Origin of the sequence: Nonomuraea sp. NPDC052129 (genome assembly GCF_040680095.1) — a bacterium.
Classification (GTDB): domain Bacteria; phylum Actinomycetota; class Actinomycetes; order Streptosporangiales; family Streptosporangiaceae; genus Nonomuraea.
Genome location: NZ_JBFAVX010000043.1, coordinates 71,228 through 94,403 on the forward strand (window position 1 = coordinate 71,228; position 23,176 = coordinate 94,403).

The 23,176-nt window shown below is 69.2% G+C and carries 23 protein-coding genes and 1 pseudogene; 9 read left to right on the plus strand and 15 right to left on the minus strand.

The genetic code is table 11. The features are described 5' to 3' along the window. Positions 1 to 17 precede the first annotated feature (17 nt). Both AB0L53_RS52170 and AB0L53_RS52175 read right to left on the minus strand, forming a co-directional pair. Positions 18 to 1,658 carry a hydantoinase/oxoprolinase family protein gene (locus AB0L53_RS52170; RefSeq protein WP_364012198.1) on the minus strand — a complete coding sequence of 547 codons (1,641 nt, stop codon included), beginning with the start codon at positions 1,656 to 1,658 and terminating at the stop codon, positions 18 to 20. Further along, positions 1,651 to 2,730: a DUF917 domain-containing protein gene (locus AB0L53_RS52175; RefSeq protein WP_364012201.1), complete on the minus strand. Its 1,080-nt coding sequence runs from the start codon at positions 2,728 to 2,730 to the stop codon at positions 1,651 to 1,653. The genes AB0L53_RS52170 and AB0L53_RS52175 overlap by 8 nt, the downstream gene beginning before the upstream one ends. Before the next feature lie 230 nt (positions 2,731 to 2,960). Here AB0L53_RS52175 and AB0L53_RS52180 point away from each other — a divergent pair, with 230 nt between their 5' ends. From AB0L53_RS52180 to AB0L53_RS52190, 3 genes are all read left to right on the plus strand, one after another. Continuing rightward, positions 2,961 to 3,395: an RpiB/LacA/LacB family sugar-phosphate isomerase gene (locus AB0L53_RS52180; RefSeq protein WP_364012204.1), complete on the plus strand. Its 435-nt coding sequence runs from the start codon at positions 2,961 to 2,963 to the stop codon at positions 3,393 to 3,395. A gap of 75 nt (positions 3,396 to 3,470) precedes the next feature. Further along, complete coding sequence (locus AB0L53_RS52185; RefSeq protein WP_364012207.1) at positions 3,471 to 4,634, plus strand: amidohydrolase; 1,164 nt, start codon at positions 3,471 to 3,473, stop codon at positions 4,632 to 4,634. 27 nt (positions 4,635 to 4,661) lie between these two features. Continuing rightward, positions 4,662 to 7,202, plus strand: coding sequence for a Tex family protein (locus AB0L53_RS52190; RefSeq protein ID WP_364012210.1), 2,541 nt, complete (start codon positions 4,662 to 4,664; stop codon positions 7,200 to 7,202). Between the two features lie 124 nt (positions 7,203 to 7,326). On the opposite strand, the gene AB0L53_RS52195 is transcribed toward AB0L53_RS52190, so the two are convergent. From AB0L53_RS52195 to AB0L53_RS52205, 3 genes are read right to left on the minus strand one after another with little or no spacing between them, the layout of a single operon-like run. Beyond that, positions 7,327 to 8,967, minus strand: coding sequence for an ABC transporter permease (locus AB0L53_RS52195; protein ID WP_364012213.1), 1,641 nt, complete (start codon positions 8,965 to 8,967; stop codon positions 7,327 to 7,329). Then, on the minus strand, positions 8,964 to 9,887 hold the full coding sequence (locus AB0L53_RS52200) for an ABC transporter ATP-binding protein (RefSeq protein WP_364012216.1): 924 nt from the start codon (positions 9,885 to 9,887) through the stop codon (positions 8,964 to 8,966). Before AB0L53_RS52200 ends, AB0L53_RS52195 begins: the two co-directional genes overlap by 4 nt. Next, positions 9,884 to 10,354, minus strand: a complete 471-nt coding sequence (locus AB0L53_RS52205; protein ID WP_364012219.1) for a MarR family transcriptional regulator — start codon at positions 10,352 to 10,354, stop codon at positions 9,884 to 9,886. The genes AB0L53_RS52200 and AB0L53_RS52205 overlap by 4 nt, the downstream gene beginning before the upstream one ends. Before the next feature lie 190 nt (positions 10,355 to 10,544). Between AB0L53_RS52205 and AB0L53_RS52210 the strand changes: the two genes are divergently transcribed. After that, positions 10,545 to 11,600, plus strand: a complete 1,056-nt coding sequence (locus AB0L53_RS52210; RefSeq protein WP_364012222.1) for a hypothetical protein — start codon at positions 10,545 to 10,547, stop codon at positions 11,598 to 11,600. Between the two features lie 102 nt (positions 11,601 to 11,702). Here AB0L53_RS52210 and AB0L53_RS52215 read toward each other — a convergent pair. Beyond that, positions 11,703 to 12,306, minus strand: a pseudogene (locus tag AB0L53_RS52215) (DUF6879 family protein); the annotation flags it as partial. Positions 12,307 to 12,500: 194 nt separating this feature from the next. On the opposite strand from AB0L53_RS52215, the gene AB0L53_RS52220 reads away from it, so the two are divergent. After that, positions 12,501 to 12,962, plus strand: coding sequence for a hypothetical protein (locus tag AB0L53_RS52220; protein WP_364012225.1), 462 nt, complete (start codon positions 12,501 to 12,503; stop codon positions 12,960 to 12,962). After that, positions 12,959 to 13,108: a hypothetical protein gene (locus AB0L53_RS52225; protein ID WP_364012228.1), complete on the plus strand. Its 150-nt coding sequence runs from the start codon at positions 12,959 to 12,961 to the stop codon at positions 13,106 to 13,108. The genes AB0L53_RS52220 and AB0L53_RS52225 overlap by 4 nt, the downstream gene beginning before the upstream one ends. A gap of 322 nt (positions 13,109 to 13,430) precedes the next feature. On the opposite strand, the gene AB0L53_RS52230 is transcribed toward AB0L53_RS52225, so the two are convergent. The 6 genes from AB0L53_RS52230 to AB0L53_RS52255 all read right to left on the minus strand — a co-directional run bounded on the left by AB0L53_RS52230 (position 13,431) and on the right by AB0L53_RS52255 (position 18,539). Beyond that, positions 13,431 to 13,934, minus strand: coding sequence for a hypothetical protein (locus AB0L53_RS52230; RefSeq protein WP_364012231.1), 504 nt, complete (start codon positions 13,932 to 13,934; stop codon positions 13,431 to 13,433). A gap of 156 nt (positions 13,935 to 14,090) precedes the next feature. After that, complete coding sequence (locus AB0L53_RS52235) at positions 14,091 to 14,984, minus strand: sigma-70 family RNA polymerase sigma factor (RefSeq protein WP_358544513.1); 894 nt, start codon at positions 14,982 to 14,984, stop codon at positions 14,091 to 14,093. Between the two features lie 10 nt (positions 14,985 to 14,994). Then, positions 14,995 to 15,381: an STAS domain-containing protein gene (locus AB0L53_RS52240; protein ID WP_219530398.1), complete on the minus strand. Its 387-nt coding sequence runs from the start codon at positions 15,379 to 15,381 to the stop codon at positions 14,995 to 14,997. A gap of 41 nt (positions 15,382 to 15,422) precedes the next feature. Next, entirely contained in the window at positions 15,423 to 16,412 is a 990-nt protein-coding gene (locus tag AB0L53_RS52245; RefSeq protein ID WP_364012235.1) for a phosphotriesterase-related protein, read from the minus strand. 45 nt (positions 16,413 to 16,457) lie between these two features. Then, positions 16,458 to 17,891, minus strand: coding sequence for a methionine--tRNA ligase (locus AB0L53_RS52250; RefSeq protein ID WP_364012238.1), 1,434 nt, complete (start codon positions 17,889 to 17,891; stop codon positions 16,458 to 16,460). A gap of 183 nt (positions 17,892 to 18,074) precedes the next feature. Further along, the gene (locus AB0L53_RS52255) at positions 18,075 to 18,539 is read right to left on the minus strand and encodes a universal stress protein (protein ID WP_364012241.1); all 465 of its coding nucleotides are present in this window, start codon (positions 18,537 to 18,539) and stop codon (positions 18,075 to 18,077) included. A 58-nt stretch (positions 18,540 to 18,597) separates the two neighbouring features. Between AB0L53_RS52255 and AB0L53_RS52260 the strand changes: the two genes are divergently transcribed. Further along, on the plus strand, positions 18,598 to 18,963 hold the full coding sequence (locus AB0L53_RS52260) for a hypothetical protein (RefSeq protein ID WP_357955959.1): 366 nt from the start codon (positions 18,598 to 18,600) through the stop codon (positions 18,961 to 18,963). Here the strand turns inward: AB0L53_RS52260 and AB0L53_RS52265 are convergent. Beyond that, positions 18,924 to 19,553 carry a DUF998 domain-containing protein gene (locus AB0L53_RS52265; RefSeq protein WP_364012245.1) on the minus strand — a complete coding sequence of 210 codons (630 nt, stop codon included), beginning with the start codon at positions 19,551 to 19,553 and terminating at the stop codon, positions 18,924 to 18,926. The genes AB0L53_RS52260 and AB0L53_RS52265 overlap by 40 nt on opposite strands. A 181-nt stretch (positions 19,554 to 19,734) precedes the next feature. Continuing rightward, positions 19,735 to 20,673 (minus strand): anti-sigma factor RsbA family regulatory protein, encoded by a 939-nt coding sequence (locus AB0L53_RS52270; RefSeq protein WP_364012248.1) that lies wholly within the window; start codon positions 20,671 to 20,673, stop codon positions 19,735 to 19,737. Between the two features lie 180 nt (positions 20,674 to 20,853). Between AB0L53_RS52270 and AB0L53_RS52275 the strand changes: the two genes are divergently transcribed. Continuing rightward, positions 20,854 to 21,423, plus strand: coding sequence for a DUF1707 domain-containing protein (locus tag AB0L53_RS52275; protein ID WP_364012251.1), 570 nt, complete (start codon positions 20,854 to 20,856; stop codon positions 21,421 to 21,423). Here the strand turns inward: AB0L53_RS52275 and AB0L53_RS52280 are convergent. Next, entirely contained in the window at positions 21,393 to 22,502 is a 1,110-nt protein-coding gene (locus AB0L53_RS52280) for an aromatic ring-hydroxylating dioxygenase subunit alpha (protein WP_364012253.1), read from the minus strand. The two genes, AB0L53_RS52275 and AB0L53_RS52280, sit on opposite strands and share 31 nt — an antisense overlap. 194 nt (positions 22,503 to 22,696) lie before the next feature. On the opposite strand from AB0L53_RS52280, the gene AB0L53_RS52285 reads away from it, so the two are divergent. Continuing rightward, positions 22,697 to 23,077, plus strand: a complete 381-nt coding sequence (locus tag AB0L53_RS52285) for a hypothetical protein (protein WP_364012256.1) — start codon at positions 22,697 to 22,699, stop codon at positions 23,075 to 23,077. Positions 23,078 to 23,176: the final 99 nt, after the last annotated feature.

Consider the following 23,176-nt stretch of genomic DNA (forward strand, 5'->3'; position numbering starts at 1 on the left):
GGAGTCCTTTCGATCTGTCACCGGGACAGAGGTCCGGCGGCTTTGACGTGTACCCGCACCGCGGGTTCTGAGAGATAGCTCAGCGGCACCTCGAGCAGGTCGACGATCTCCACCCTGGCCGGGTCCGCACCCGCCGCCACGGCACGAGCCGCCGCCTCCTCTTTGACTCTTTCGATCGCCTTTGCCCGGCTTTCGCCCGCAGGCAAGATCGTATCGACTCTGCCGCTCGCGAGGGCGATGGCCGCACCGACGGCGTTGGCCACCTCGGCGTGCTCGGGACGGATGACGCCGCTCACGCCGGGGATCTCGGCGGGCAGCAGGAAGGCGCCGCCACCCACCGCCACCAGCGGACGGTCGGCCCGGCCGAGCGCCATCCGGTCCACGGCGTCGATCACCATGGCGTCGGCGACGGCCAGTGCACTTTGCAGAGTGTCGCGGAATGTTTCCGACATGTCGCCCGCGCCGTACGCCGCCGTTTCCGCGGGCTTCGCGGCCTCGCCGTGGGTTGCGGCTTTGGAGGCGTGGGCGGCGGCTTCGAGCCGGTCGCGCCAGTCAGCCGCGTTCGCCGGGACGCGGCCGCCCGCCACGGCGGCATCGGTGACCGTCGTCGTGGCGCCGCCGAAGACCAGCGCCTCCTCCGCGATCCGGTACCCCACCGAGTCCGGCCCCACCCGCACACCGGCCCCACCCGGCCGGACCACGGTGCCGCCGCCGAGCGCGATGGCCAGGATGTCCGGCATCCGGAAGTTCGTCAGCACCCCGCCGATCTCCACCGCCGCCGCCGACTCCCTCGGGAAGCCGCCGACGAGCACGCCCAGGTCCGTGGAGGTGCCGCCCACATCGGCCACGATCGCGTCACGTACCCCCGACAGGAACGCCGCCCCGCGCAGCGAGTTCGCCGGTCCGGAGCCGATCGTGGACACCGGCAGCCGGGCGGCGTGCGCCACCGTCATGAGCGTGCCGTCGTTCTGGGCGAGGTACGGTCGCGCCCCCAGCCCCCGTTCGGCCAGCGCCGTCACCAGGGCCTCGGTCACATGAGCCGCCACGCCGTACAGGGCGGCGTTGAGCACGGTCGCGTTCTCCCGCTCCAGCAGCCCGAGGGAGCCGATCTCATGGCTCACCGAGACGGGCAGCCCGTACTCGTTCCGGACCAGCTCCTCGACCGCCCGCTCGTGGTCGGCGCTGGCCGGGCTGAACACTCCGGTCACCGCCACGGCGTCGGCCCGTACGCCGTCCAGGAACCGGCGGATCGCGCCGAGGTCGAGCGAGCCGATCTCGCGGCCGTCGACGTAGTGTCCGCCCGGCACGATGACCTCACCGGCGGACACGGCCTTGCGCAGGTCGTCCGGCCAGTCGGAGAGCGGCGGCACGGCGGTGGTCGCGGGCGCGCCGAGCCGGAGCACGGCCACCCGGCCGAGGTTCCTGCGCTCCAGGATCGCGTTGGTCGCGTGCGTGGTGCCCAGCATGACCCGGGTGATCCGCTCCCACGTGGCCACATCGGCCAGCACCGCGTCCAGGGCCGCCCGTAACCCCTCGGTCACGTCCGGGGTCGTCGGCCGCTTGGCCTTCGCCACCACCCGGTCGGCGGCGTCCAGCACGACGGCGTCCGTGTTCGTGCCGCCGACGTCGATCCCGATCCGCAGCCCGCCCTCAGTCACGCGGCTCCCCCTTCGCCAGCTCCTCGATCGGCACGTACTCCAGGTCGTAGCCGAACGCGCGCGGCCCCGCCGTCTCCAGCCCCTTGGGCGTCCGCCAGAGCGGGTCACACGGCCAGGCGAGCACCGTGACGCGCTGGCCGTAGCGCAGACTCTCGGTCTGTACGGCGGCGGCCGTCTCGGTGTCGACCACGGTGATCAGGTCGGGCACCATGGCCCTGGGGCGGCCGTTCTCAAGGGCGACGAGGTTCTCGTTCTGGAGCTCCAGCGTGAGCGTGCGGCCCCGGTCGTCACCGGTGCCCTCGATCATGGCCGTACCCCTGACGAACCCGCCGGTGGTGCGCCGTTCGACGTCCGTCAGCTTGCCGGTGATCAGCCGGGCCGCGCCGAGCCGTTCCGCCAGGGCGCGCAGCGGCTCCGCCGCGCCCTCGGTGGCCCGGCCGACGGCCAGCGCGCGGGTGACCGTACCCTCGATGACCGCGCCGCGTGCCTGTGCGGCGGTGAGCACGTAGTCGGCCATCAGCGCGTGCGAGCCCGCCGCCACGCAGACGGCGCGCGCCAGACGCTCGGACCAGAGGCCGTCGATGGGGCGGATCGTCACGATGTTCCCCACGATGTCGGACATGATGACGAGGTCGACCGGCAGCCCCGCCACGTACATCGACACCATCTGCACCTCGGGGAACGCCCGCCCCATGCCGTCGGCGTCGAGCAGCGGCAGGTCGAGCTGGGCGGCCCAGGCGACGGGCGCGACGCCGTTCGCCCCGCCGATCTCCGACGACATGACCGCCGCCGGCGGGCGGCCGAAGATCCGCTCAATCTCCTCCGCGATCCGCTTGGGCTCGTCCTCGCCGTGGATCATCTCGTGGCTGACGGTCGGCGCGCCGATGCCGGACAGCGGCACGACCAGCGCGTCCGCGGGCAGGTCCGCCAGTTCGATGAGCGGCACCGGCCCGTACGTCTGGATCGCCCGGATCGCCGCCAGTGAACCGGTACGCACGTCCCCGCCACCTCCGGTGCCCAGCACGGCGCATCCCCGGGCGAGGGCGGGAATGTCACTGATGTCGATGGTCATATGGCGACACAACCAAGCACATAGCCACTCATTGCGCCAGTCAGGTCGGCGTTACGTGGACCAACTCAGGTCTGTGAACCGGCAAACCGATTGCGCGATCCGGCTCCGCGCGGCGAAGCTCGTGGCGGGCATACCTGCGGTGGCGGCGGCGGCATAAGTGCTGTGGTCGCGACGACATAGGGGCCGTGATGGCGGGGGCCGTCCCGACATTTCCGGAAAGGCAAGCGATCATGCGAATTTCGGTGGCGACCGACAGCCTGGACGGCGTGGCCGAGCGCGTCGTGAAGCTGCTGCGTACCCGCGGGCACGAGGTGGTCACGCACGGCGCGCTCAACCCGGAGGAACGCGACGACTGGGCATGGGCGTCCGAGCTCGCCGCGCGCGACGTGAGCGAGGGACGCGCCGACCAGGCCGTCGTGTGCTGCTGGACCGGCACGGGCGCCTCGATCGCGGCGAACAAGGTGCCGGGCGTACGGGCGGCGCTCTGCGTCGACGCCTACACGGCCGACGGGGCCCGCAAGTGGAACGACGCCAACGTGCTGGCGCTGAGCCTGCGGCTGACGTCCGAGGTGGTGCTCGACGAGATCCTCGACGCCTGGCTGGCCGGTGTACCGAGCACGGACGCCCCAGACCAGGCGAACGTCTCCCACCTCGACACAATCTGACAACGCCCCGCCGTACGGGAAATGACCTTGGGCGGAATCGCGGAAACGTCGGTGCCGCCCTTTAGGGTGCTGGGCATGACGGATGTGCTCCTCCACGGCGGGCGGCCGTGGGGTCACGAGGCGCCTGCCGACATCCTCGTCCGCGACGGCCGTATCGAGCGGGTCGCGACCGGGATCGACGCGCCCGCCGCGCGCTCGTTCGACATCACCGGCGGCCTCGTGCTGCCCGGCCTCGTCGAGGCTCACTGCCATCTCGACAAGACCCTCTACGGAGGGCCCTGGGTGCCCCACTCCGCCGCCGACACGCTGGCCGGTCGCATCGGTAACGACCTGGGCCGCCGCGCCGAGCTGGGCGTGCCGAGCGTCGAACGCGTCGCCGCGCTGCTGGCGCGGATGAGCGCCTACGGCACCACCCACGTCCGTACTCACACCGACATCGACCCGCTGGTCGGCCTGCGCGGCGTGGAGGCCGTGCGGGAGGCGGCGGCGGGCTCGCCCATCGACGTGCGCCAGGTCGCCTTCCCGCAGCACGGCGTGCTCACCAACCCCGGCACGGCCGAGTTGCTCGAAGCGGCGCTCAAGAGCGGCGTGGAGGCGGTCGGCGGGCTCGACCCGGCGGGCATCGACCGCGACCCGGTGCGCCACCTCGACATCGTCTTCGGGCTGGCGGAGCGCTACAGCGCGCGGCTCGACATCCACCTCCACGACGGCGGTTCGCTCGGCGCCTGGGAGCTGGAGCTCATCACCGAGCGCACCAGGGTGCTCGGGCTGGCGGGCAGGGTGACGGTCAGCCACGCCTACGCGCTCGGCCAGCTCGACGAGGCCTACCAGGACCGCCTGGCCCAGGGCTTCGCCGAGGCCGGGGTGGCGCTGGCGACGGCCGCCGTCTACAGCTTCCCGGTGCCGCCGATCAAGAAGCTCCGGGCCGCGGGCGTCACGGTGGCGTGCGGTCACGACGGCATCCGCGACCTGTGGGGCCCCTACGGCAGCGGCGACATGCTCGAGCGCGCCATGCACGTGGCCTACCGCAGCACGTTCCGCAGGGACGAGGACATCGAGCTCGCCCTGGAGGCGGCTACCTACGGCGGCGCCCGCGTGCTCGGCCTCGACGCCTACGGGCTGGCTCCCGGCGACCGGGCCGACCTCGTCGTCGTCCCCGCGAGCGGCGCGGCCGAGGCCGTGATCACGCACCCGGCGCGCACTCTGGTCATGAAAGACGGCACCGTCCTGCACAATTGACCGGCGGGACCATCGAAAGGCAGGCAAGTGCTCTCTATTCACCAGCGGATCGCGGAAGAGCTCGGCGTACGCGACGGGCAGGTTCTGTCGGCCGTCGAGCTGCTCGACGGCGGCGCGACGGTGCCGTTCATCGCCCGCTACCGCAAGGAGGTCACCGGCGCCCTCGACGACGCCCAGCTGCGCACGCTCGAAGAGCGGCTGCGCTACCTGCGCGAGCTGGAGGAGCGCAGGACGGCGATCCTGGAGTCCATCGAGTCTCAGGGCAAGCTCGACGACGAGCTGCGGGCCCAGATCATGGCGGCCGACACCAAGGCCCGGCTCGAGGACATCTACCTCCCCTACAAGCCCAAGCGGCGCACCAAGGCGCAGATCGCCCGCGAGCTGGGTCTGGAGCCGCTGGCCGACCAGCTGCTCGCCGATCCCTCGCTCGACCCGGCCGCGCTGGCCGAGACGTTCGTCACCGAGGGCGTCGCCGACGGAGCCGCCGCGCTGGAGGGCGCGCGGGCGATCCTCATCGAGCGCTTCGCCGAGGACGCCGACCTCATCGGCGGCCTGCGCGAGCAGCTCTGGGGCCGTGGCCGGCTGCTGTCCACGGTCCGTGAGGGCAAGGAGGAGGCGGGGGCGAAGTTCTCCGACTACTTCGAGTTCGGGGAGCCGTTCACCAAGCTGCCCTCGCATCGGATCCTGGCCATGTTCCGGGGCGAGAAGGAGGAGATCCTCTCCGTCACGCTGGAGCCCGACGACAGCCCCGAATACGAGATGCGCATCGCCTCCCGATTCGGCATCTCCGACCAGGGCCGCCCGGCCGACCGCTGGCTCAACGAGACCGTACGCTGGGCCTGGCGCACCCGCATCCTCGTGCACCTGGGCATCGACATTCGGATGCGGCTGTGGCAGGCGGCCGAGGACGAGGCGGTGCGGGTGTTCGCCACCAACCTGCGCGACCTGCTGCTGGCCGCCCCCGCCGGCACCCGCACGACCATGGGCCTCGACCCGGGCCTGCGCACCGGCGTGAAGGTGGCCGTGGTCGACGCCACCGGCAAGGTCGTCGACACCGCCACCATCTACCCGCACGAGCCGAAGCGGCAGTGGGACCAGTCGCTGGCCGTCCTGGGCGCGCTGGCGCAGAAGCACGGCGTCGAGCTGATCGCCATCGGCAACGGCACCGCCTCCCGCGAGACCGACAAGCTGGCCGGTGAGCTGGTCAAGCACATGCCGTCGGTGACCAAGATCGTCGTATCGGAGGCGGGCGCGTCCGTCTACTCCGCCTCGGCCTACGCCTCCGCGGAACTGCCCGACCTAGACGTGTCGATCCGTGGCGCGGTCTCCATCGCGCGCCGCCTCCAGGACCCGCTGGCCGAGCTGGTCAAGATCGATCCCAAGTCGATCGGCGTCGGCCAATACCAGCACGACCTCGCCGAGACCAAGCTGTCCCGCTCGCTCGACGCGGTGGTCGAAGACTGCGTCAACGCCGTGGGCGTCGACGTCAACACCGCGTCGCCGCCGCTGCTCACCCGCGTGTCGGGCATCGGCGCCACCCTGGCCGAGAGCATCGTGCGCCACCGCGACTCCAACGGCCCCTTCAAGACCCGCGCGGCCCTGAAGGACGTGGCCCGGCTCGGGCCCAAGGCGTTCGAGCAGTGCGCGGGCTTCCTGCGCATCGCGGGCGGCGACGACCCGCTCGACGCCTCCAGCGTGCACCCCGAGGCCTACCCGGTGGTCCGGCGCATCCTCAGCTCGGTCCAGACCGACCTCAAGACGCTGATCGGCAACACGGCGACGCTGCGGGCGATCAAGCCGCAGGAGTTCACGGACGACACGTTCGGCCTGCCCACGGTCACCGACATCCTGCGCGAGCTGGAGAAGCCCGGCCGTGACCCACGGCCGGCGTTCAAGACCGCGACCTTCAAGGAGGGCGTGGAGAAGATCTCCGACCTGCTGCCCGGGATGATCCTGGAGGGCGTGGTGACGAACGTGGCCGCCTTCGGCGCGTTCGTGGACGTCGGCGTACACCAGGATGGCCTGGTCCACGTCTCCGCCATGTCCCGAAATTACGTGAAGGATCCCCGCGACGTCGCCAAGCCCGGCGACATCGTCCGCGTCAAGGTCCTCGAGGTCGACATCCCCCGCAAGCGCATCTCCCTGACCTTGCGCCTGGACGACGAGACCACCTCCGAGGGCCGCACTTCCCGCGGCCAGGGCGGCGCGGGCCGCGGCTCGGCTGGAGACGGCGGCCGGGGCTCGGCGGGTCGTGGGACTGCCGGAGACGGCGGACGCGGAGCAACGGCCGGCCGTGGCGACGGCGGGCCCCGAGGCGGCGCGCGGGGTGATGGCGGACGCGGTGACGGGTCCGGCGGACGCGGTGACGGTGCGCGCGGTGGCGGCGGACGCGGCGATGGTGGCCAGCGCGGGCGGGGCGACGCCGGTCAGCGTGGCGACGGCGGCCAGCGGGGTCGTGGAGAGGGCGGACAGCGCGGCGGTGGCGCACGCCGCCCGGCCCCCTCGGGCGCCATGGCCGAAGCCCTCCGCAAGGCCGGCCTGACCGGAGACGACCGCAACTCGAAGTGACCTTGAATCGAGCTGCCGTCGGATCCACCTGAGTCTGATCCGACGGCAGCTCGAAGTGACCTTCAGCCGCGCAGCAGTCGGATCCATCTGGGTCTGATCAGATGCCGCGTGCCGGCCTGGTCCGTCATGTGATGCGGCGGCGAGTGAAGCCGAACAACCCACCCGCCGCCAGCGCCGCCGCGATGAGCACCAACACTGCGAGAGGGCTGACGGACAGCGCGGCGGCGGGCAGCTTCGGGACGTTGATGAATGGCGAGGCATAGGCGATCGAGGGATCCATCCCCGGCACTTGCGCGATCAAGAAGACCAGGACATTGAGCACGAGAATGGTCCAGGCACCCGCGGTGGCGGCCCGTGGCGTCAGGCCGTACAGAACACCGGTTATCCCGATCATGACCCAGACCGCGGGCGCGTACGCGAGCGCGGCGACCGGCATCCGCGCCAGCTCCCCCGGCACATCGCCGCTCGCCAGGCCGTAGGTGAGGCCGGTGGCCAGGCCCAGGACGGCGAGCAGGGCGGCCGAGCCCATGGCTGCGATGAGCAGATGGCCGCCCAGCCACCGAACGCGACCGACTGGGGCGGCCAGCATCGGTTCAGCCCGTCCGGACGCCTCCTCGGCATGTGGCCGAAGCGCCGCCAGCACGCCGTAGGCGCCCGCGGCGAGCGCCAGGATGTACACGAAGAGCGCGAAGACGCCGTCCACCGGCCGGCCCCCGCCGCCAAGGTAGGCGATCAGTTCCTGGAGCTGCTCGCTCTGGCCCGCTTGCTCGGTGACGCTCAGTGCGATACCGCCCAGGGCGAACCCCGCGCAGCAGAAGCCGGCGGCCCAACCCGCGAGGCCGGTCCGATGCTGCCGCCAGGCGAGGGAGAGCGGACCGCGCAGGCTGTTGGACGCGGTAGCCGGGCCCTCGCGGGAGGCGATCAGACCTCCGCCGATGTCCCGGCGCGCTGACAGCGCGATGGCCACGCCGGCGAGGAGCGCCGTAGCGATCACGGGGAGCAGCAGGACCCACCATCGTTCCCCGGCGAACGGCCGGACCCGGTGCGCCCAGCCGAACGGCGACAGCCAGGACAGCGGGGAGTCACCGCCACCGGCATCACCGACCGCGCGCGACACGTACGCGACGGCCAGCACGACGAGAGCTATCCCGCGGGCGGAACCCGCGCCGGCCGACAGCTGAGCGGTGACCGCGCCGACCCCGGCGAAGAACAGTCCCATGCTCGCGATGGCGCCTCCCAGCGCGAGCGCTCCGGCGAGCGGAAAGCCGAGCCGGGCCAGCGCCACCGCCGTCAGCAGACCCGCCAGGCAGCTTGCCGCCACGGTGACCAGCAGCGCCGCGGCCAGCTGAGCGTGGCGGCCGAACGGCGTGGAGCCGAGCAACTCGCGGCGGCCGGTCTCCTCTTCGGTCCTGGTGTGCCTGATGACCATGAGCAGGCCGGCCAGCGCCGCGCCGAGCAGGCTTCGCACACCGACCTGCCAGCTGGTGATCGCACCGCTGCTCGAGCCGAAGATCGGCCCGACCAGCGCGAGCTCCATCGGATTGCCCGCGACCCCGTCGGCCCACTCCTGCCGGTCGGCCGCCAAGGAGTACAGCCCGATGACACCGGCCGCGGTGCTCGAAGTGATCGCGGCGAGACCGAGGATCCACACCGGGAGCAGGATCCGGTCCCTGCGCAGGATGAGCCGTACGGCGGACCACGTCCCAGCGAACGCGGATTCGGCGAAGGACGCGTGGCGGGGCACAAGGAGAGGGGCGGTGCTCATCGTGCCGCTCCAACCTGATCCGCCGCCCCGCCGGAGGAGCGGTCGTAGTGGCGCATGAACAGCTCCTCCAGCGTCGGAGGCGCGCAGGCGAGGGAGCGAATGCCGAACCGATGCAGGTATCCCATCGCATGGTCCAGTTCGGCGGTGTCGACGGCCAGGGTGGCCTTGGTTCCGTTCACCGACGGATCGTGCACTCCAGGAAGGTCGGCCAGGCCGCTCAGCGGGGTGGCGGTCTCAACGGTGATGCTGGTCCGGGTCAGGTGGCGCAGTTCGGCCAGGGTGCCGTGTTCGACGGTCCGGCCATCGCGCACGATGCTGACCCGGTCGCACAGGGCCTCCACCTCGGCCAGGATGTGGCTGGAGAGCAGGACCGTTTTGCCCGCCTGCTTGGCCTCCAGCACGCACTCCTGGAACACCGCCTCCATCAGCGGGTCCAGACCGGATGTGGGTTCGTCCATGATGTAGAGCGGCACTTCAGAAGCGAACGCGGCGATCAGCGCCACCTTCTGCCTGTTGCCCTTGGAGTAGGTGCGGCTCTTCTTCTTCGGATCGAGGCCGAACCGATCCAGCAGCTCGGCGCGGCGAGCCCGGTCGATACCGCCGCGCAGGCGGCCGAACAGGTCGATCACCTCACCACCGGTCAGGTTCGGCCACAGGTTCACATCGCCGGGAACATAGGCCAGCTTGCGGTGCAACGCCACCGCGCTCTCCCAGGGGTCGGCGCCGAACAGGCGAACGTCGCCGGAGTCGGCGCGCAGCAGGCCTAGCAGAACACGAACCGTGGTGGTCTTCCCGGCGCCGTTGGGGCCGAGGAAGCCGTGCACCTCGCCAGGCGCGACATTCAGCTCCAGCCCGTCCAGAACCGTGGCCCGGCCGAATCGCTTCACTAAGCCGGAAACCGAGATCACATTCGTCGTCATGACCGCTCTCCTCTGCGGTAGGCCTCCCAGCGACGGATCATCTCGTCGCCGTACTCCTTCTCCATGAAGCCGAGGAAGTCGGCGAACTCCTGCAGCCGTTCCTGTCGCGCCGGGTCACCGGAGACCAGCTTCATGCCACGCTTGGTCAAGTCCTTGCCGGTGGTCAGAAAGCCCAGCCGGGCCTGGGCGATCTGCAGCCAGCCGCCCTCTTTGAGGCGGTAGTGGTGCTGCCGCGAACCCGGAGCGGGCACCCGCTCGACGAAGCCGGCCTGCTGCATCTGGCGTACCACCGTGCTGATCGACGCCTTGCTGGCCTGCAACTCGGTGGCCAGTTCGGTGATCGACCGCTCTGGCGGATCGCTGATCAGCAACCACCCGAACATCCGGCCTGCCGTACGGCTGCCACCGGCGGTCTCGAAGAACAGGCCGAAGTGATCCACGAACTCGAGCTCATCCTGTGTCGGCATCCTGCCTCCGCGAAAGTTTCGTACGTTCAGTCCGTACTGAACGTACGCAACATATCAGAATAGAACCGGCGCCTGTCCAGCACTTCGCGCGTGCGCTCCGCCGCCAGGGGTCGCCCGCCGTCGGGGTGGGTCCGCTGCCAGCGCAACCTTGGCGAGCCGGCCGGGCCCGCTGGGGCGATACGGTCGGAGGGTGAGTACATCTGCGTACACCACGGCGATCACCCAGGCCCGCGACCTGCTCAGGTGGCGCTCACCGCTGCGCACCGAGCTCTGGGCGGCGCGGCTCACGGCCACACTGCGCCCAGCGGAGGTCCAGCCGCTCGTCCGGCAGTTGACCGAAGACGGCGGCCCGGAGGCCCGCCTCACGCTGGCTGCCCTGGCCACCGTGGAGACCGCCGCTCTGGGGCACGACGAGACGGCAACCCAGGACGACGAGACGGAGCGGCCAGCGGGACAGGCGACCGCGCGGGAGCCGGGAGGAGAGAAGACGCTTCGGGAGACGCTGCGGGAGGCGGGGAGGGAGGCCGCGCGGGGACTGCCCAAGTGGGTCGGGCGGATGGGGCAGGTCGTGTGCGACCAGGCGTGGTACGGCAAAGCCGACCGCTACGGCGAGCAGACCCTGGCCGCCCTGCGCTTCCGCTACCCCGACGGCAAGGAGCCGCACGTCCTGATCGTAGGCATCGACCAGGTCAACGGCGGCCTGGCGGTCGACGCGACAGTCGAGGAGCCGAAGTTCCTCGACGACCTGGACCTGCGGCCGGCGGATCCGGCGGTGGTGGCGGGGCGGGTGCTGGACGCGTTCGAGATGACCGACCTCGTCATGGGGGCACCGATCGCCGAGAGCCTGCCCGCCGTCCGCCCGCTGGCGCTCGCCCGTGCGCAGGCCGTCCCCGATCCGGTACGGCAGGCGCCCGATGACACCTTGTCCCGGTTCCTGGATCTGCCAGACCTGCCGGGAGCGCAGGAGGCGTTCGAGAAACTGGTCGAGTTCGTGGGCGATCGGCCCTTGTGGTGGAGTCCGGCCCGGGTCTCACGGTTCCTCACCTCCTGGTTGCCGCGCGAGGCGATCCTGACGGACGCGGCTGTCTCCGCCATGCCCGAGGTGGTCCGCGCGTGGAGCCGCTTCCACGGCGCCGAGCCGGAGGTGCTCCAGCGAATCGACGCCGACGCGCCGCGCCTGCCCGCGCTGATGGCCGACGAGTCGCTGGCCGGCCTCCGCAAACGCATCGCCCAAAGCGAACGATGACGCCGGGCTACGGCCTGGGCTCATCATTTGGCTACTTTTCGCCGACCAGGCTTTGTACTGATCGACGGCCGCCGGCTCGGTGATCAGTTCGGCGCCCGTGAGGTTGTCGCCGTCGTCGAAGAGGCACCGGGCGACGATGTGGGAGTCGAAGATCCAGAAATCTTCGTCCGGGAGGTACACGCGCTCGGCATCCGCGCCACATGTTGCGAACATCCTCGCCCAGAGCAGCGTTCTTCGCCGCGTGCGCGAGAAGGTACAACTGTCCCGTGGTAGGCGGGTTGTCGACGATGCGCACCCGGCCGACGGCCGCGCCGTCCTCGGTCTTCGCGCGGATGGTGGTGCTCCACGGGGTGGTGAGGTCCCAAGTGGGCGTCTCACCTCGTACGAACTGGGCGTAGGTCTCGGTGGCTTCGTCGGAGGCGTAGCGTGCGCGCACCTCCAGATGCCATGCGCTGTGCTGGAAGTTCTCGAAGAGCTGGGCGAATCGCTCCGGGTCGAGGATGCGTGGCTGGGTGTCCCGGTCGCGCGGACCGAAGTCGATCAGCGTGTTGCGCGGCACCACAATGGGGATCTCGTCCTCGTCGAGGTGCTGAAGCTGGGCGATGACGTCGGGGTCGGTAAGTCGCGGTCCGTGGACGATGATCTCACCCGTGTCGAGGTCTTCATGCACGGCGGGACAGCCGCCCTCACCGGAGCCCGGAGCCATTGAAGCGCAGTCGACGTGCCATGACCCGTTCCTTTCGGCGGAGACTGATCTCTCAAGGTTCCCCGAGGCGGGTGCTCCGTGTCCGAGCTTCCATCGTCCTGCGTCAACAACATCGCTCAACTTCGCGGAGCCGTCAAGCAACTTCGCGCAACTTCTATGGTGGCTCCCGGGCGGCTCTTCCTACCGTTCCCGGCATGGACAGTCATGGGACCACGGTTGCCGCCCGGGTGCCGTACGTCGCCGCCTACAACAAGGAGACCGTCGCGCTCGACCTAGTCGTCATCCACGACATGTGGGCGCTGAGCGGGCGGCGGTTGTCCTACACCGATCCCCGGGCAGACGATTGGAACCTGTCCGTACTGTGGGCCCGGCAGAAGTGCGATCGGCGTGGGAAGGTCAACTACCAGGAGATGCACACGCTCCGGCAGCGGACATGCATGCTGCACCGGCTGTGCCAGGTGTGCGAAGGTCCCGCGCTGGACCCCGGCACCGGGCGCCCGTCCTGGGTTTTCCACGAGAAGACGCCCCCGCGTCCGGCCGCCTCAGCAAGCCACCGACCTGCATGCGGTGCATCCCCGAGGCGCTGGACGCGTGCCCGCGTCTCCAGCACCAGGCCCACGTCTACACCTCGCCCGACTACAAACCGTGGGGTGTGAAAGGAATTGTCGTCTCCCCCTCCGGTCCACCGACTCTCCACGACGTCCCACTGACCGACCGCCACACGCTGGAATACACCCTCGCCAGAGCCCTGATCGTGCACGTATCGGACCTGCGGCCCGAGATGGCCCAGAACGACCGGTAACTACAGGCGGGCCGCGCCCTTCTCAGAGGGCGAGACAAACGGGTGCTGCCCAGCAAGTCCGCTACCTGCGGCAAGTCGCGGCAGTGACGACGAACATCACCATCTACAACTGGAGTAGTAGGTACGGGCGGCTATGCTGCGCACTGGACGTTTTACCGCCGCCCCCGCACGGGCGTCTCAAGGGAGATCAACGTAATGTACAAGGAGTTCGCCGCAGAGGCCGTGGTCTGGCTCGTCCCGGTCGTGGTTCTCATCGGCCTCGCTCTGATGGTCACCTCCTGACGGTCAGAGGCCGGACCGGGTGCGACCCCTGGCGTCCTGGTCAGCGGTAATACTCGGAGTGCACGACCGTGGTGACGTCACGGTCGAAGCGGATCCCGCCGTCGAGCCACCGGTTCCACATGTTCGAGAGCGTACGGGTTCTGACGGTGCATGACCCCCAGCGGGTGCGTTTGGCGCGGATGGTGCCGACGTAGTCGTAGCAGGACCCGACCTTCTTGCCGTTGACCTTGAGCCGGGCGTTCAGGCTGACGGCATAGAGGGTTTTGCGGGAGATGTTGGTGATCCGCACCTTGACCAGGCATGTGTCCTTGCATCGGCCAAAGTAGATCTTGTACTTGACCAGGTGTGGCTTGGCGGTGCTGGAGAGGGTGGCCGTCGGACTCGCGGCCACCCCGACAAAAGCGGAAGCCCCCGTGAAAGCGGCCACCCTCGTGAAGGCGGGTGCCGGGGAAGCGGCGTCCCCAGCGGCCGGCGCCACAAGCACCGCCGTCGGCACCGCCAAAACCGTGGCCGCTAAGAAGAAGCAGACGAGACCCTTGACCATGTTGCCCCCATAGCGTCAACATGCCGCCGCTTCCGCCCGTCGAAAACCGTCGAAAGCCATTGAAAGCGGCATCAGGGCCCCGATTAACCGTCAGAAAAATGGCCGAGTCAATCGGTCTTCCGACCACACCCCTATTACCTCTCGTATTACCTCTCGTCACGAAGCCCAGGCGAGCAATGGACGCAGCTGTCGCAGGCGTTTCAACGCCTGTTTCTCCAGTTGCCTGATGCGCTCTCTGGTGAGCCCGAGACGATCCGCGATTTCGGTATAGCTGCGGGCTTCATTGCCCGCCAGGCCGTACCTGAGTCTGAGGACGAATGCCTCTCGCGGCGGGAGCGAGGTGAGCACCTGGTGCAGTTCGGCGTTGAACGCGCGGCGCTCCGTGAACTCCTGCACCTGGAGACCGTCCTCGTCGGGGATCATGTCGCCGATGTTCCCCTCGCCGTTCTCGCCGACGGGCACGTCCAGGCTGACCGTCTCCTGGGCGAGCCGCCGTAGCACGGCGACGTGGCGGAGCGAGCGTTCCGCGGCCTTGGCGAGCTCCGCCTCCCGGGGCTCGCGCCCCAGGTCGGCGGCCAGTTGCCGGGCGATCCTGCTCAGTCGCGCCAGCTCTTCGGCGACGTGCGTGGGCAGCCGTATGGTGCGGCTCTTGTCGTGGATGCCGCGTTCGATGGCCTGGCGGATCCACCACATCCCGTAGGTGGAGAACTTGTAGCCACGTTTGTAGTCGAACTTCTCCACGGCCCTGATCAACCCGAGATTGCCCTCCTGGATGACGTCGAGGAGTGGGAGCCCACGAAAGGCGTAGCGTCTGGCGGCGGCCACCACCAGCCGGAGATTGGACCTGATGAGCAGGTCCTTAGCACGCTGCCCGTCGCGGCGGACGTGTTCGAGCTCCGGTGTGCCCTCGCCACGGCTGATCAGGTAGCCCGAGTAGAGCCCCGCCTCGATCCGTCGTGCCAGGTCCACTTCGTCCGCGGCGCAGAGCAATGGTGTCTTTCCGATCTGCTCCAGATACATGCCGAGCAGGTCGGGCTCTTCGGCCGACATACCAATGCGACTACCCGGTAAACGGCGGCGAACTCCCCGGTTCATTGAGTTCCGCGATGGCGAGTTCGGCGGTGGTGCGGATGTCGAAGAACTTGTCGAGGGCGGTGATCGCGAAAAGGTGCTTACACCTGCCATTCAGCCCGGAAAGCAACAGCCGGCCGCCGGAGGCGGTCACCGCCTTGTGCAGATAAACGAGCACGGAAAGCCCGGAAGAATCGCAGACGCTGACCGCCTGCATGTCGATGACTAGTAAGGGTGGCTGGGTCAGGTCGAGCGCCTTGGTGACGCGATCACGCACCTCGGCCGCGGACCCGAAGTCGAAGTCTCCCGTGAGCCTGGCGATGACACACGGTCCCTGGAGCCCGAGGCTGATCGACAAGGCCTGCTCCGAAGTCACCCAGTTCCACCTACCCGCATTGCTCGCCCGATGTCACCACTTTACGAGAAGTAGCGTCTTGGGTTGGACACCAGCATCTGCTCGATCTGATCGCCGGTCACACCCGAGTCCAGCAGTGCGGCCAAGACCTCATCGTGGATGTGATCGTAGCGCCAGTTGGGCGCCATCGTGCGAAGTGCGTCATCCCAAGACTCCACAAAGTAGTCCATAAAGCAGGCGGTGTCGTGGCTGAGGACCATCCGATCAGCGTATCCCCGCTGACAGAGGGCGGCGATGGTGGCCACCCGGTCGGACGTCGCATTGTAGGCATCCAACCCGAATCTATCCATCCCCAGCGTGGCGCCCGTGTCGGCCAGACGCATCAGGTAGTCGAGATCGTTGGTGTCGCCCGCGTGCCCGACGACGACCTTCGTCAGGTCCACGCCCTCCGTGGCGAAGAGGTCGAGCGCGGTCAGCCCGCTCTGGGTGAAGGAGTTCGTGTGGACGGTGATCGGCGCACCGGTACGCGCATGCGCCCGCGCGACGGCCCGGCCGATCCGCTCGACCCCGGGCGTCAGACCCTTCTGCTCGACCACGCACTTGAGGAACGCCGCCTTGACCCCGGTGTCGGCGATGCCCTCGGTGAGGTCGCGTACGAAGTCGTCGATCATCGGGTCGGGCATGTCCAGGAGCAGGCCGGGGCCGCGGTGGTCGTACTGGTGAGGCAGTTCCTCGAAGCTGTAGATGCCGGTCGCGGCGATGATGTGCAGATCCGGCACTTCGGCGGCGATGCGCTGGATGCGGGGGATGTACCGTCCGAGGCCCCACACCGTCGGGTCCACGATCGTCCGCACGCCCTTCGCCGCCACCGCCTGGAGCTTGCCGATGGCGTCTGCGACCCGGAACTCCTCGTCCCACCAAGCACCTTTGCCGTAGTTGTCGAGAAACTCGGTAGAGAGAACAAAGATGTGCTCATGCATCAGGGTCTGACCAAGCTCATCGACATCGACGGGACCGCGAACGGTGTTGACGGTGGGCATGAGCGCCTCCATACCGGCTGGTCGGTGCCGCCAACCTAGGCCGCGCCCTACACCCCGTCAACAACCAGCCAGCCGCGGGAACAGCGGCTGGGGCCTGGGCAGCCGTTCCCCGCTCACCGCCGCCGCCACCCGCGCCGCCCCGGTGGGCAGAAAGGGCGCCAGTTGTCCGGCCAGCGCCCGGCACGCGTGGACGAGCGTCGCCAGCGAGGTCGCCCTGTCATCGGGCTCCTGGCGCCACGGCTGTACGCGTTCGACGTACTTGTTGGCCTCCTCGACGATCGTCCAGACCGCGGCCGCGGCGCGGCGGAAGTCGAAATCCTCCAGCGCCTCGTGCACCCGCCCCGGTGCGCTCTCGCAGGCGTCAACGAGCCCATGTCCGGCCTCCCCGTCGACGGCGACAATGGGCACCACGCCGTCCTGGAAGCGGTGCACCATGGTGACGACCCGGTTGACCAGGTTGCCGACGCCGTTGGCCAGATCCTCGTCGGCCCTGGCGACCAGCCGTTCCACGGTGAAGTCGGCGTCGCCGACCCGTGGCACCTCGCGCAGCAGCCACCACCGCACCGCGTCGGCGCCGCAGGCCCGCGCGATCGCCTCGGCGTCGGCGGGTGTCCCGGCCGATTTGCTGATCTTGCGGCCGCCGGCGGTCAGGTAGTCGTGCACGAAGATCTCAGCGGGCAGGGGCAGGCCCGCCGCGAGCAGCATCGCGGGCCAGTACACCGCGTGGAAGCGGATCACGCCCTTGCCCATCAGATGGATCTTGCGCGGCTCCGCCGCCCACCAGCGGTCGTAGTCGCCACCGTCCAGCGCGGTGACGTAGTTGGCCAGGGCGTCCCACCACACGTACACCACCTGGGAGGGGTCGCCCGGCACGGGTATGCCCCAGCCGCGGGCCCGGTCCGCGGCGCGCGAGACGCTGATGTCGGCCAGACCCGCCTCGATGAACGCCAGCACCTCCTTCCGCCGCGCGGCCGGCTCGATCCTGAGGCGCCCACCGCGTATCAGGTCCAGCAGCGCGTCCTGGTAGCGCGAGAGGCGGAAGAACCAGTTCCGCTCAGAGATGTGCTGCAACGGCGCCTCGTGCTCGGAGCACGACCCCTCGTTGTGGAACTGCTCGCAGCCGACGCAGTAGAGCCCCTCGTAGTGCCGCTGGTAGAGGTCGCCGTCGATCGCCCGCCAGATCCGCTCGACTCCCGGGCGATGCCCCGGATGGTGACTCGTCCGGATGAAGGAGTCGAAGGACAGGTCGTACGACTCGCGCAGCCCCTCGAAGGCGGCCGCGTTGCGATCGACCAGTTCGCGCACCGGGACGCCTTCCGCCTCGGCGGCCAGCACGTTCTTCAGCGAGTTGTCGTCGGTGCCGGTCTGGAAGCGTACGGGCTCGCCGCGCAACCGGTAGTGCCGGGCCAGCACGTCGCCCTGCACGAACTCCAGCGCGTGCCCCAGATGCGGGCGGGCGTTGACGTAAGGGATGGTGGTCGTGATGTACATCGTGTGTCTCCCGAGAGGCCCCGGACACGATGCGAGGCCCCGCTAGCAGGGCCTCGAACAAGACGTCGTCGGTGGAAGCCCCCTACGGGGCCATCATCACCAGTCGCGACGTCATGCGCTCATCGTAGTGTTCCGGATGAACCCGGCGCATCCGAAAATCTAGGCAGCACGTCGCCGCCAGAACTACTCCGGCGTGGGCACCACCAGCACCGGCCGGCGCGCGTGGTGCAGCACGCGGTCGGACGTGCTCCCGAGCAGCAGCGACTTCACCCCGCCCTGCCCCCGCGTCCCGGTGACGATCAACGTGGCCTCGATCTCGTTCGCCACGTCCACGATGGACGACCACACGGACAACGCGTCCGGCTCACACCGCGGCGAAGCGTCGAACCCCGCCTGTCTGGCCAGCTCCGCGCCCTGCGATGCCAGCTCCCTCATGGCCTGCCCGACGGCCTCGTCCTCGACGGGCGAATCGTCGATGGTCATCATCAGCCCGGCCGACGCCCGCGCCGACGCCAGCGCCAGGCGTTCCCACACGGTCAGTACGACGGCGCGCGCGCCGGGCAGCAGCGTGCCCGCGAAGGCGATCGCCGCCTTGGCGTCGTCGGAGCCGTCGTACGCGATCAGAATGGTCTGCTCAGTTGCTTCCATAGGCGAGCTCTTTCCAGATCAGCCCGTTTCACGCCCTGGAGCCGGGTAGCCAGCGGATATGACTGTCACACAGTTCCGGGACCTGCCTCTCGCCGACCGTGATCGCGAATGGGACGCGGCCGCGGCCGACAAGCGGGTGCGTAAGTGGGCGGACGCCGAGAAGAAGCCCGACGAGAAGTACCGCCAGGCCTTCCTCTGGTACGACAGCGACGACGCCGACGAGTTCGGCGCCTACAAGCTGCCGATCGCCGACGTCGTCGGTGGTGAGCTGAAAGTCGTCCCACGGGCCGTGATCGCCGCCGCCGCGGTCGTGGACGGTGCCAGGGGCGGGGTCAAGATCCCGCAGGGCGACATCGAGAGGGTCAAGAAGAACCTGGCCAAGTACTACGCCAAGATGGGCGACACGCCACCCTGGGAGCGCTGAACCGCGGGCTTGAGCAGCGACATCCCGGCCAGGGCCAGCACCCCGATCTCGGTGAGGACCACGACCCGCTGGGTGAGCCCGGCGGGGATGTCGTCGTTGGACAACTCGATGCCGAACATCCGCACGACGTACGGGACCACGACGAGCAGCAGCGCGCCCAGCGCCACCGCGCTCAGGACCCGTACGGCCCTGGCGTACCGGACTCGCGCGTTGGCCAGCAGCATCCCCGCGGCCGGCATCACCAGGAAGGCGGCGAAGGCGGCATATCTATGGATGCCGCCCGACAGCGAAAGCGGCACCCCCGGACGGTCCGTGGGAAAGGCACCGATCAGGAACATGCTCCCGCCCCACGCCAGCAGCAGCAGCACGACCCAGACGCTCGCGCCCGCCCGGCGCAGCGACTCGGCGATCAGTGCCGAGCCGACCGCGAACAGCGTCAGCGAGGTCGGCAGCAGCCATCCCAAGGGCTGAAAAGCGTACTCACTGATCACGCTGTGCATGGGGTCCAGCCCCGATTCCGCGTGCAAGGTGAGCATGGCGCCGGCGCCGGTTCCGATGGCCGCGAATCCACTGACAAGCAATGCCTTCATGCTTCAAAGGTCGTGGAATACGGGCTTCCGGAGTATCGGAGATCGACCCGAACAGGCCCTGAAGCGCCCCTTAATACCTAGGTCGTAGCACTTCGGATACCGGCCCGCTGACCTGCGGGAACCCGCCCCTGGGTCCAGCCCGCCACCTCAGGGTCGGTAGGGCCAGCGGTACCGCCGCGGGTCAGGGGTTGATTCCTGGGCCCGGCAGGTCGAAGTAGGCCCTGATCACGGTGGCGCCCGCTCGCGTGTGCACGCGGACCAGGTCGCTGAGCAGGTTGACGATCAGCAGGCCGCGCGACCCGGGAGTGCGCGGATCGACCGGCATCCGCCCGGCCAGCGGGTCGATGATGTGGCCCGAGTCACTGACCTCGCACACCAGCCGGTCGGCTTCGGCCCAGACCCTGATCAGCCCGGCGCCGCCGCCGTGATCGAGGCTGTTGGCGCCCAGCTCGGCGACCGTCAGGCGGATGTCGTCCAGCCTGGCCCGGCTGAACCCGAGCTCGGCGGCCCGCCCGGCGGCCAGCCCGCGCGCGGCGGCCAGGTTGGTGTGGTCGAAGCGGAGCGAGAGGAAGTCGGCGGGCTCGTCCAGCGGCTGGTTGTGCCCGTCGACGACCTTCTGGGGCGCGTAGTCGCCGCTGTGCCACTCGCCGGAGCCGTCGCGCAGCACGGGATGGGTCTGCTCGGCCTCACGAATGACCTCGGGGTCGAGCCCGTCGAGGTCGTACGGGCACAGGATCGTGACGTGGCGCCCGGTGAAGGCGTAGTTGATCAGGGCTTCGTGCTGGGCGCAGGCGGGATATTCCGTCACCGTGCGGCCCGGCCAGATGGGCTCGCCGATGATCCGTACGTGACCGACGGGGTGGCGGTCCGCGAACTCGCGCAGCACGGCGGGGATGATGCGTCCTGGATTGCGCCCGGCGCTGGTCATGTCGAGCAGGAGCACCTCGTCGGCGTCGCGCCCCAGACCGGCCTCGATCAGGGCGAGATTCCGGGGCGGAACCGCGACGGCGACGGGCTCTCCCGAGCTGAGCCCTTCGCGGACAAAAGCCGTGGTAGCCGCCACATATTCCCGATCGCCTCGATAGAAGAGTGCCGGGTGTACGAAGGGGTCCGCCGCCATCACACTTCAAGCTACCCCGCCATGAGGTCTTTACGGCAATCCGTTGGGTATCCATGTGTTATGAAGAGACTCCAGATCGTCCGGCCGACGAAGCCCTCCCCCCGGCCGCTCCCTCTCGATCTGCGTACGCCCTCCGGCCGACGCCTCCCGTTCTGAAGCGGGCGAACCTATGCTCGGAACATGTCGGATTTACAGATGCGCGTCTCAGATGCCGACCGTGAGCGTGGCGCGCGCAAGCTGCAGGAAGCGTTCATGGAAGGCCGTCTCACCCAGCTGGAGCTGGAGGACCGGCTCGAACTGGCCCTCACGGCACGAACATACGGCGATCTGGCCGGCCTGACCGCCGACCTGCCGGCTGACGGGCCCGCGGTGGACGGGCCCGTGGCCGACGAGGTGGTGGAACTGGAGTCCAAGAACGGCCACATCAAGCGATCAGGCGACTGGGCGGTCCCCCGCCGGCTCAGGGTCGCCTCCAAGTACGGCAGCGTCGAACTCGACCTGTCGGAGGCGGTCATCTCCCATCCGGTCATCGAGATCGACCTCGACCTCAAGTACGGTTCGGCCAAGATCGTGCTGCCCGACGGTGCCGCGGCCGATATCGACAGGTTCCGCACGGAGTGGGGCAACACCGCGACGTCGGAGGTGCCGGGCCGGCCTCAGCCGGGAGCCCTCTATCTGGTGGTGAGCGGCCAGGCGAAGTACGGCAACCTGGCGATCCGCTATCCGCGTAGGCGCTGGTTCACCCACTGATGGAAGATCGAGATGTGGTGCTCGCTCGGCACCAGCACCCCGCCCGCCCGGTAGGCCCGTGACGACATACCGGGCTGGGTCCGCTCGCAGGCGGCGAAGTCCTGCTCGTTGACCCGGTGGAACAGCTCGACCGAAAGCGACAGGTCGGCGCCGGAGGCGACCACGTCGGGGTGGTAGAGCCAGTCGCACTCCACGATCGTCCGGTCGGCGGCCAGCGGCACCATGCGGTGCAGGATCACGTGGTCGGGCACCAGGTTGACGAACACCTGCGGCTTGACGGTGATCGCGTAGTAGCGCCGGTCCTGCTCGGCCGATACGTCGGGCAGCTTGCCGAACCCCGGGCTCCCGTCCACGGTGAACCCCTCGGCCCGCTCGGCGAACTCCGCCCCGTGGCCCACGTAATACTGCGCGGCGTAGCCGCCGGCGAACTCGGGCAGCACTGCCGTCAGCTCCGGATGGATCGTGGCGCAGTGGTAGCACTCCATGAAGTTCTCGACGATGAGCTTCCAGTTGGCCTTGACGTCGTACACGATGCGGCGCCCGAGGGCGAGCTTGTCGACGTGGTAGTGCTCGATCGCGGCCGGATCGCCCAGGCGCTCGGTGGCCGCGCTCGTCACCGTCTCCTCGAACGAGGGCGGCTCGTCGGCCAGGCAGACCCAGGCGTAGCCGAGCCACTCGCGCAGGCTCACCGGGATCAGCCCGTACTCCACCCGGTCGATGTCGGGCATCTTCGCCAGGTTGGGCGCGGCGGATAATCGGCCGTCCAGGTCGTACGACCAGGCGTGGTAGGCGCACCTGATCGTCCGCCTGACCTCGCCCGCCTCCTCCAGGCAGAGGCGGGCGCCGCGGTGCCGGCAGACGTTGAGGAAGGCGCGCAGCTCGCCGTCGCGGCCGCGGACCACGAGCACGCTCTCGCTTCCGACCTGGACCGTCCTGAACGTCCCCGGCCGGGCCAGCTCGCCGGACCGGACCGCGCAGAACCAGAGGCTCTCGAAGATCTTGGCCTGCTCTTCGGCGAACGTCGCGGGGTCGGTGTAGGCATGGCCCGGCAGCGTGGAGATCAAGCTCGATGTGGTCAACCGGCACCCCTTGTTGCGTATTACGCACCGAGTTGCTCTATATGCGACATCGTCTGGTCGGGCCCAGGAGCTGTCAAGAGTTGGTCGCCCGCTTTACAACGACTTGATACTGATGGTGCTAGTGGGGTGCAAGCACCTGTCAAGGTTTACTCCATAATGTCGCTTCGTCGCTAAACGCAACGAAGGGCACGGAAATGACACCCCCTCGTCGTCGCATCGCCATCGCGATCGCGACGCTTTCTCTTGCCGGCCTCACCACCGCCTGTGGTGCCATCGGCAACGCTGTCGACTGCAACCAGATGGGCAGCGAAGTCACGAAGATCATGACTGACTTCAACGGAAGCATGACCACGGCCGCGACCGATCCCAAGGCCTTCGAGAAGGCCGGCGATGAGGCCGCCGCCAAGGTGAAGACCCTGGCCGGCAAGTACGACGGCGACCTCGCCGCCGCGCTCAATGACCTTGCCACCGGGCTCGACGGCATCAAGATCGACGCCAAGGACCCCACCGGCTCGATGGACTCTGTCCAGAAGCTGCAGAGCTTCGTAACGAAGATCCAGAGCGCCTGCACCTGACGCTTCCGTCGGCATGCCGCACCGGCCGCGGGGGGCGGCGCGGCGCGGCGGCCTTGTCGCGAACGCGGTCCAGGGGGCACTTTTCCGCGAACGCGGTCC

Coding starts and splice junctions, on each gene's coding strand:
- AB0L53_RS52175 (WP_364012201.1), bottom strand. CDS start 2,730: ATGACCATCGACATCAGTGACATTCCCGCCCTCGCCCGGGGATGCGCC.
- AB0L53_RS52180 (WP_364012204.1), top strand. CDS start 2,961: ATGCGAATTTCGGTGGCGACCGACAGCCTGGACGGCGTGGCCGAGCGC.
- AB0L53_RS52185 (WP_364012207.1), top strand. CDS start 3,471: ATGACGGATGTGCTCCTCCACGGCGGGCGGCCGTGGGGTCACGAGGCG.
- AB0L53_RS52195 (WP_364012213.1), bottom strand. CDS start 8,967: ATGAGCACCGCCCCTCTCCTTGTGCCCCGCCACGCGTCCTTCGCCGAA.
- AB0L53_RS52200 (WP_364012216.1), bottom strand. CDS start 9,887: ATGACGACGAATGTGATCTCGGTTTCCGGCTTAGTGAAGCGATTCGGC.
- AB0L53_RS52205 (WP_364012219.1), bottom strand. CDS start 10,354: ATGCCGACACAGGATGAGCTCGAGTTCGTGGATCACTTCGGCCTGTTC.
- AB0L53_RS52220 (WP_364012225.1), top strand. CDS start 12,501: ATGGACAGTCATGGGACCACGGTTGCCGCCCGGGTGCCGTACGTCGCC.
- AB0L53_RS52230 (WP_364012231.1), bottom strand. CDS start 13,934: ATGGTCAAGGGTCTCGTCTGCTTCTTCTTAGCGGCCACGGTTTTGGCG.
- AB0L53_RS52235 (WP_358544513.1), bottom strand. CDS start 14,984: ATGTCGGCCGAAGAGCCCGACCTGCTCGGCATGTATCTGGAGCAGATC.
- AB0L53_RS52245 (WP_364012235.1), bottom strand. CDS start 16,412: ATGGAGGCGCTCATGCCCACCGTCAACACCGTTCGCGGTCCCGTCGAT.
- AB0L53_RS52250 (WP_364012238.1), bottom strand. CDS start 17,891: ATGTACATCACGACCACCATCCCTTACGTCAACGCCCGCCCGCATCTG.
- AB0L53_RS52255 (WP_364012241.1), bottom strand. CDS start 18,539: ATGGAAGCAACTGAGCAGACCATTCTGATCGCGTACGACGGCTCCGAC.
- AB0L53_RS52260 (WP_357955959.1), top strand. CDS start 18,598: ATGACTGTCACACAGTTCCGGGACCTGCCTCTCGCCGACCGTGATCGC.
- AB0L53_RS52265 (WP_364012245.1), bottom strand. CDS start 19,553: ATGAAGGCATTGCTTGTCAGTGGATTCGCGGCCATCGGAACCGGCGCC.
- AB0L53_RS52270 (WP_364012248.1), bottom strand. CDS start 20,673: ATGGCGGCGGACCCCTTCGTACACCCGGCACTCTTCTATCGAGGCGAT.
- AB0L53_RS52275 (WP_364012251.1), top strand. CDS start 20,854: ATGTCGGATTTACAGATGCGCGTCTCAGATGCCGACCGTGAGCGTGGC.
- AB0L53_RS52285 (WP_364012256.1), top strand. CDS start 22,697: ATGACACCCCCTCGTCGTCGCATCGCCATCGCGATCGCGACGCTTTCT.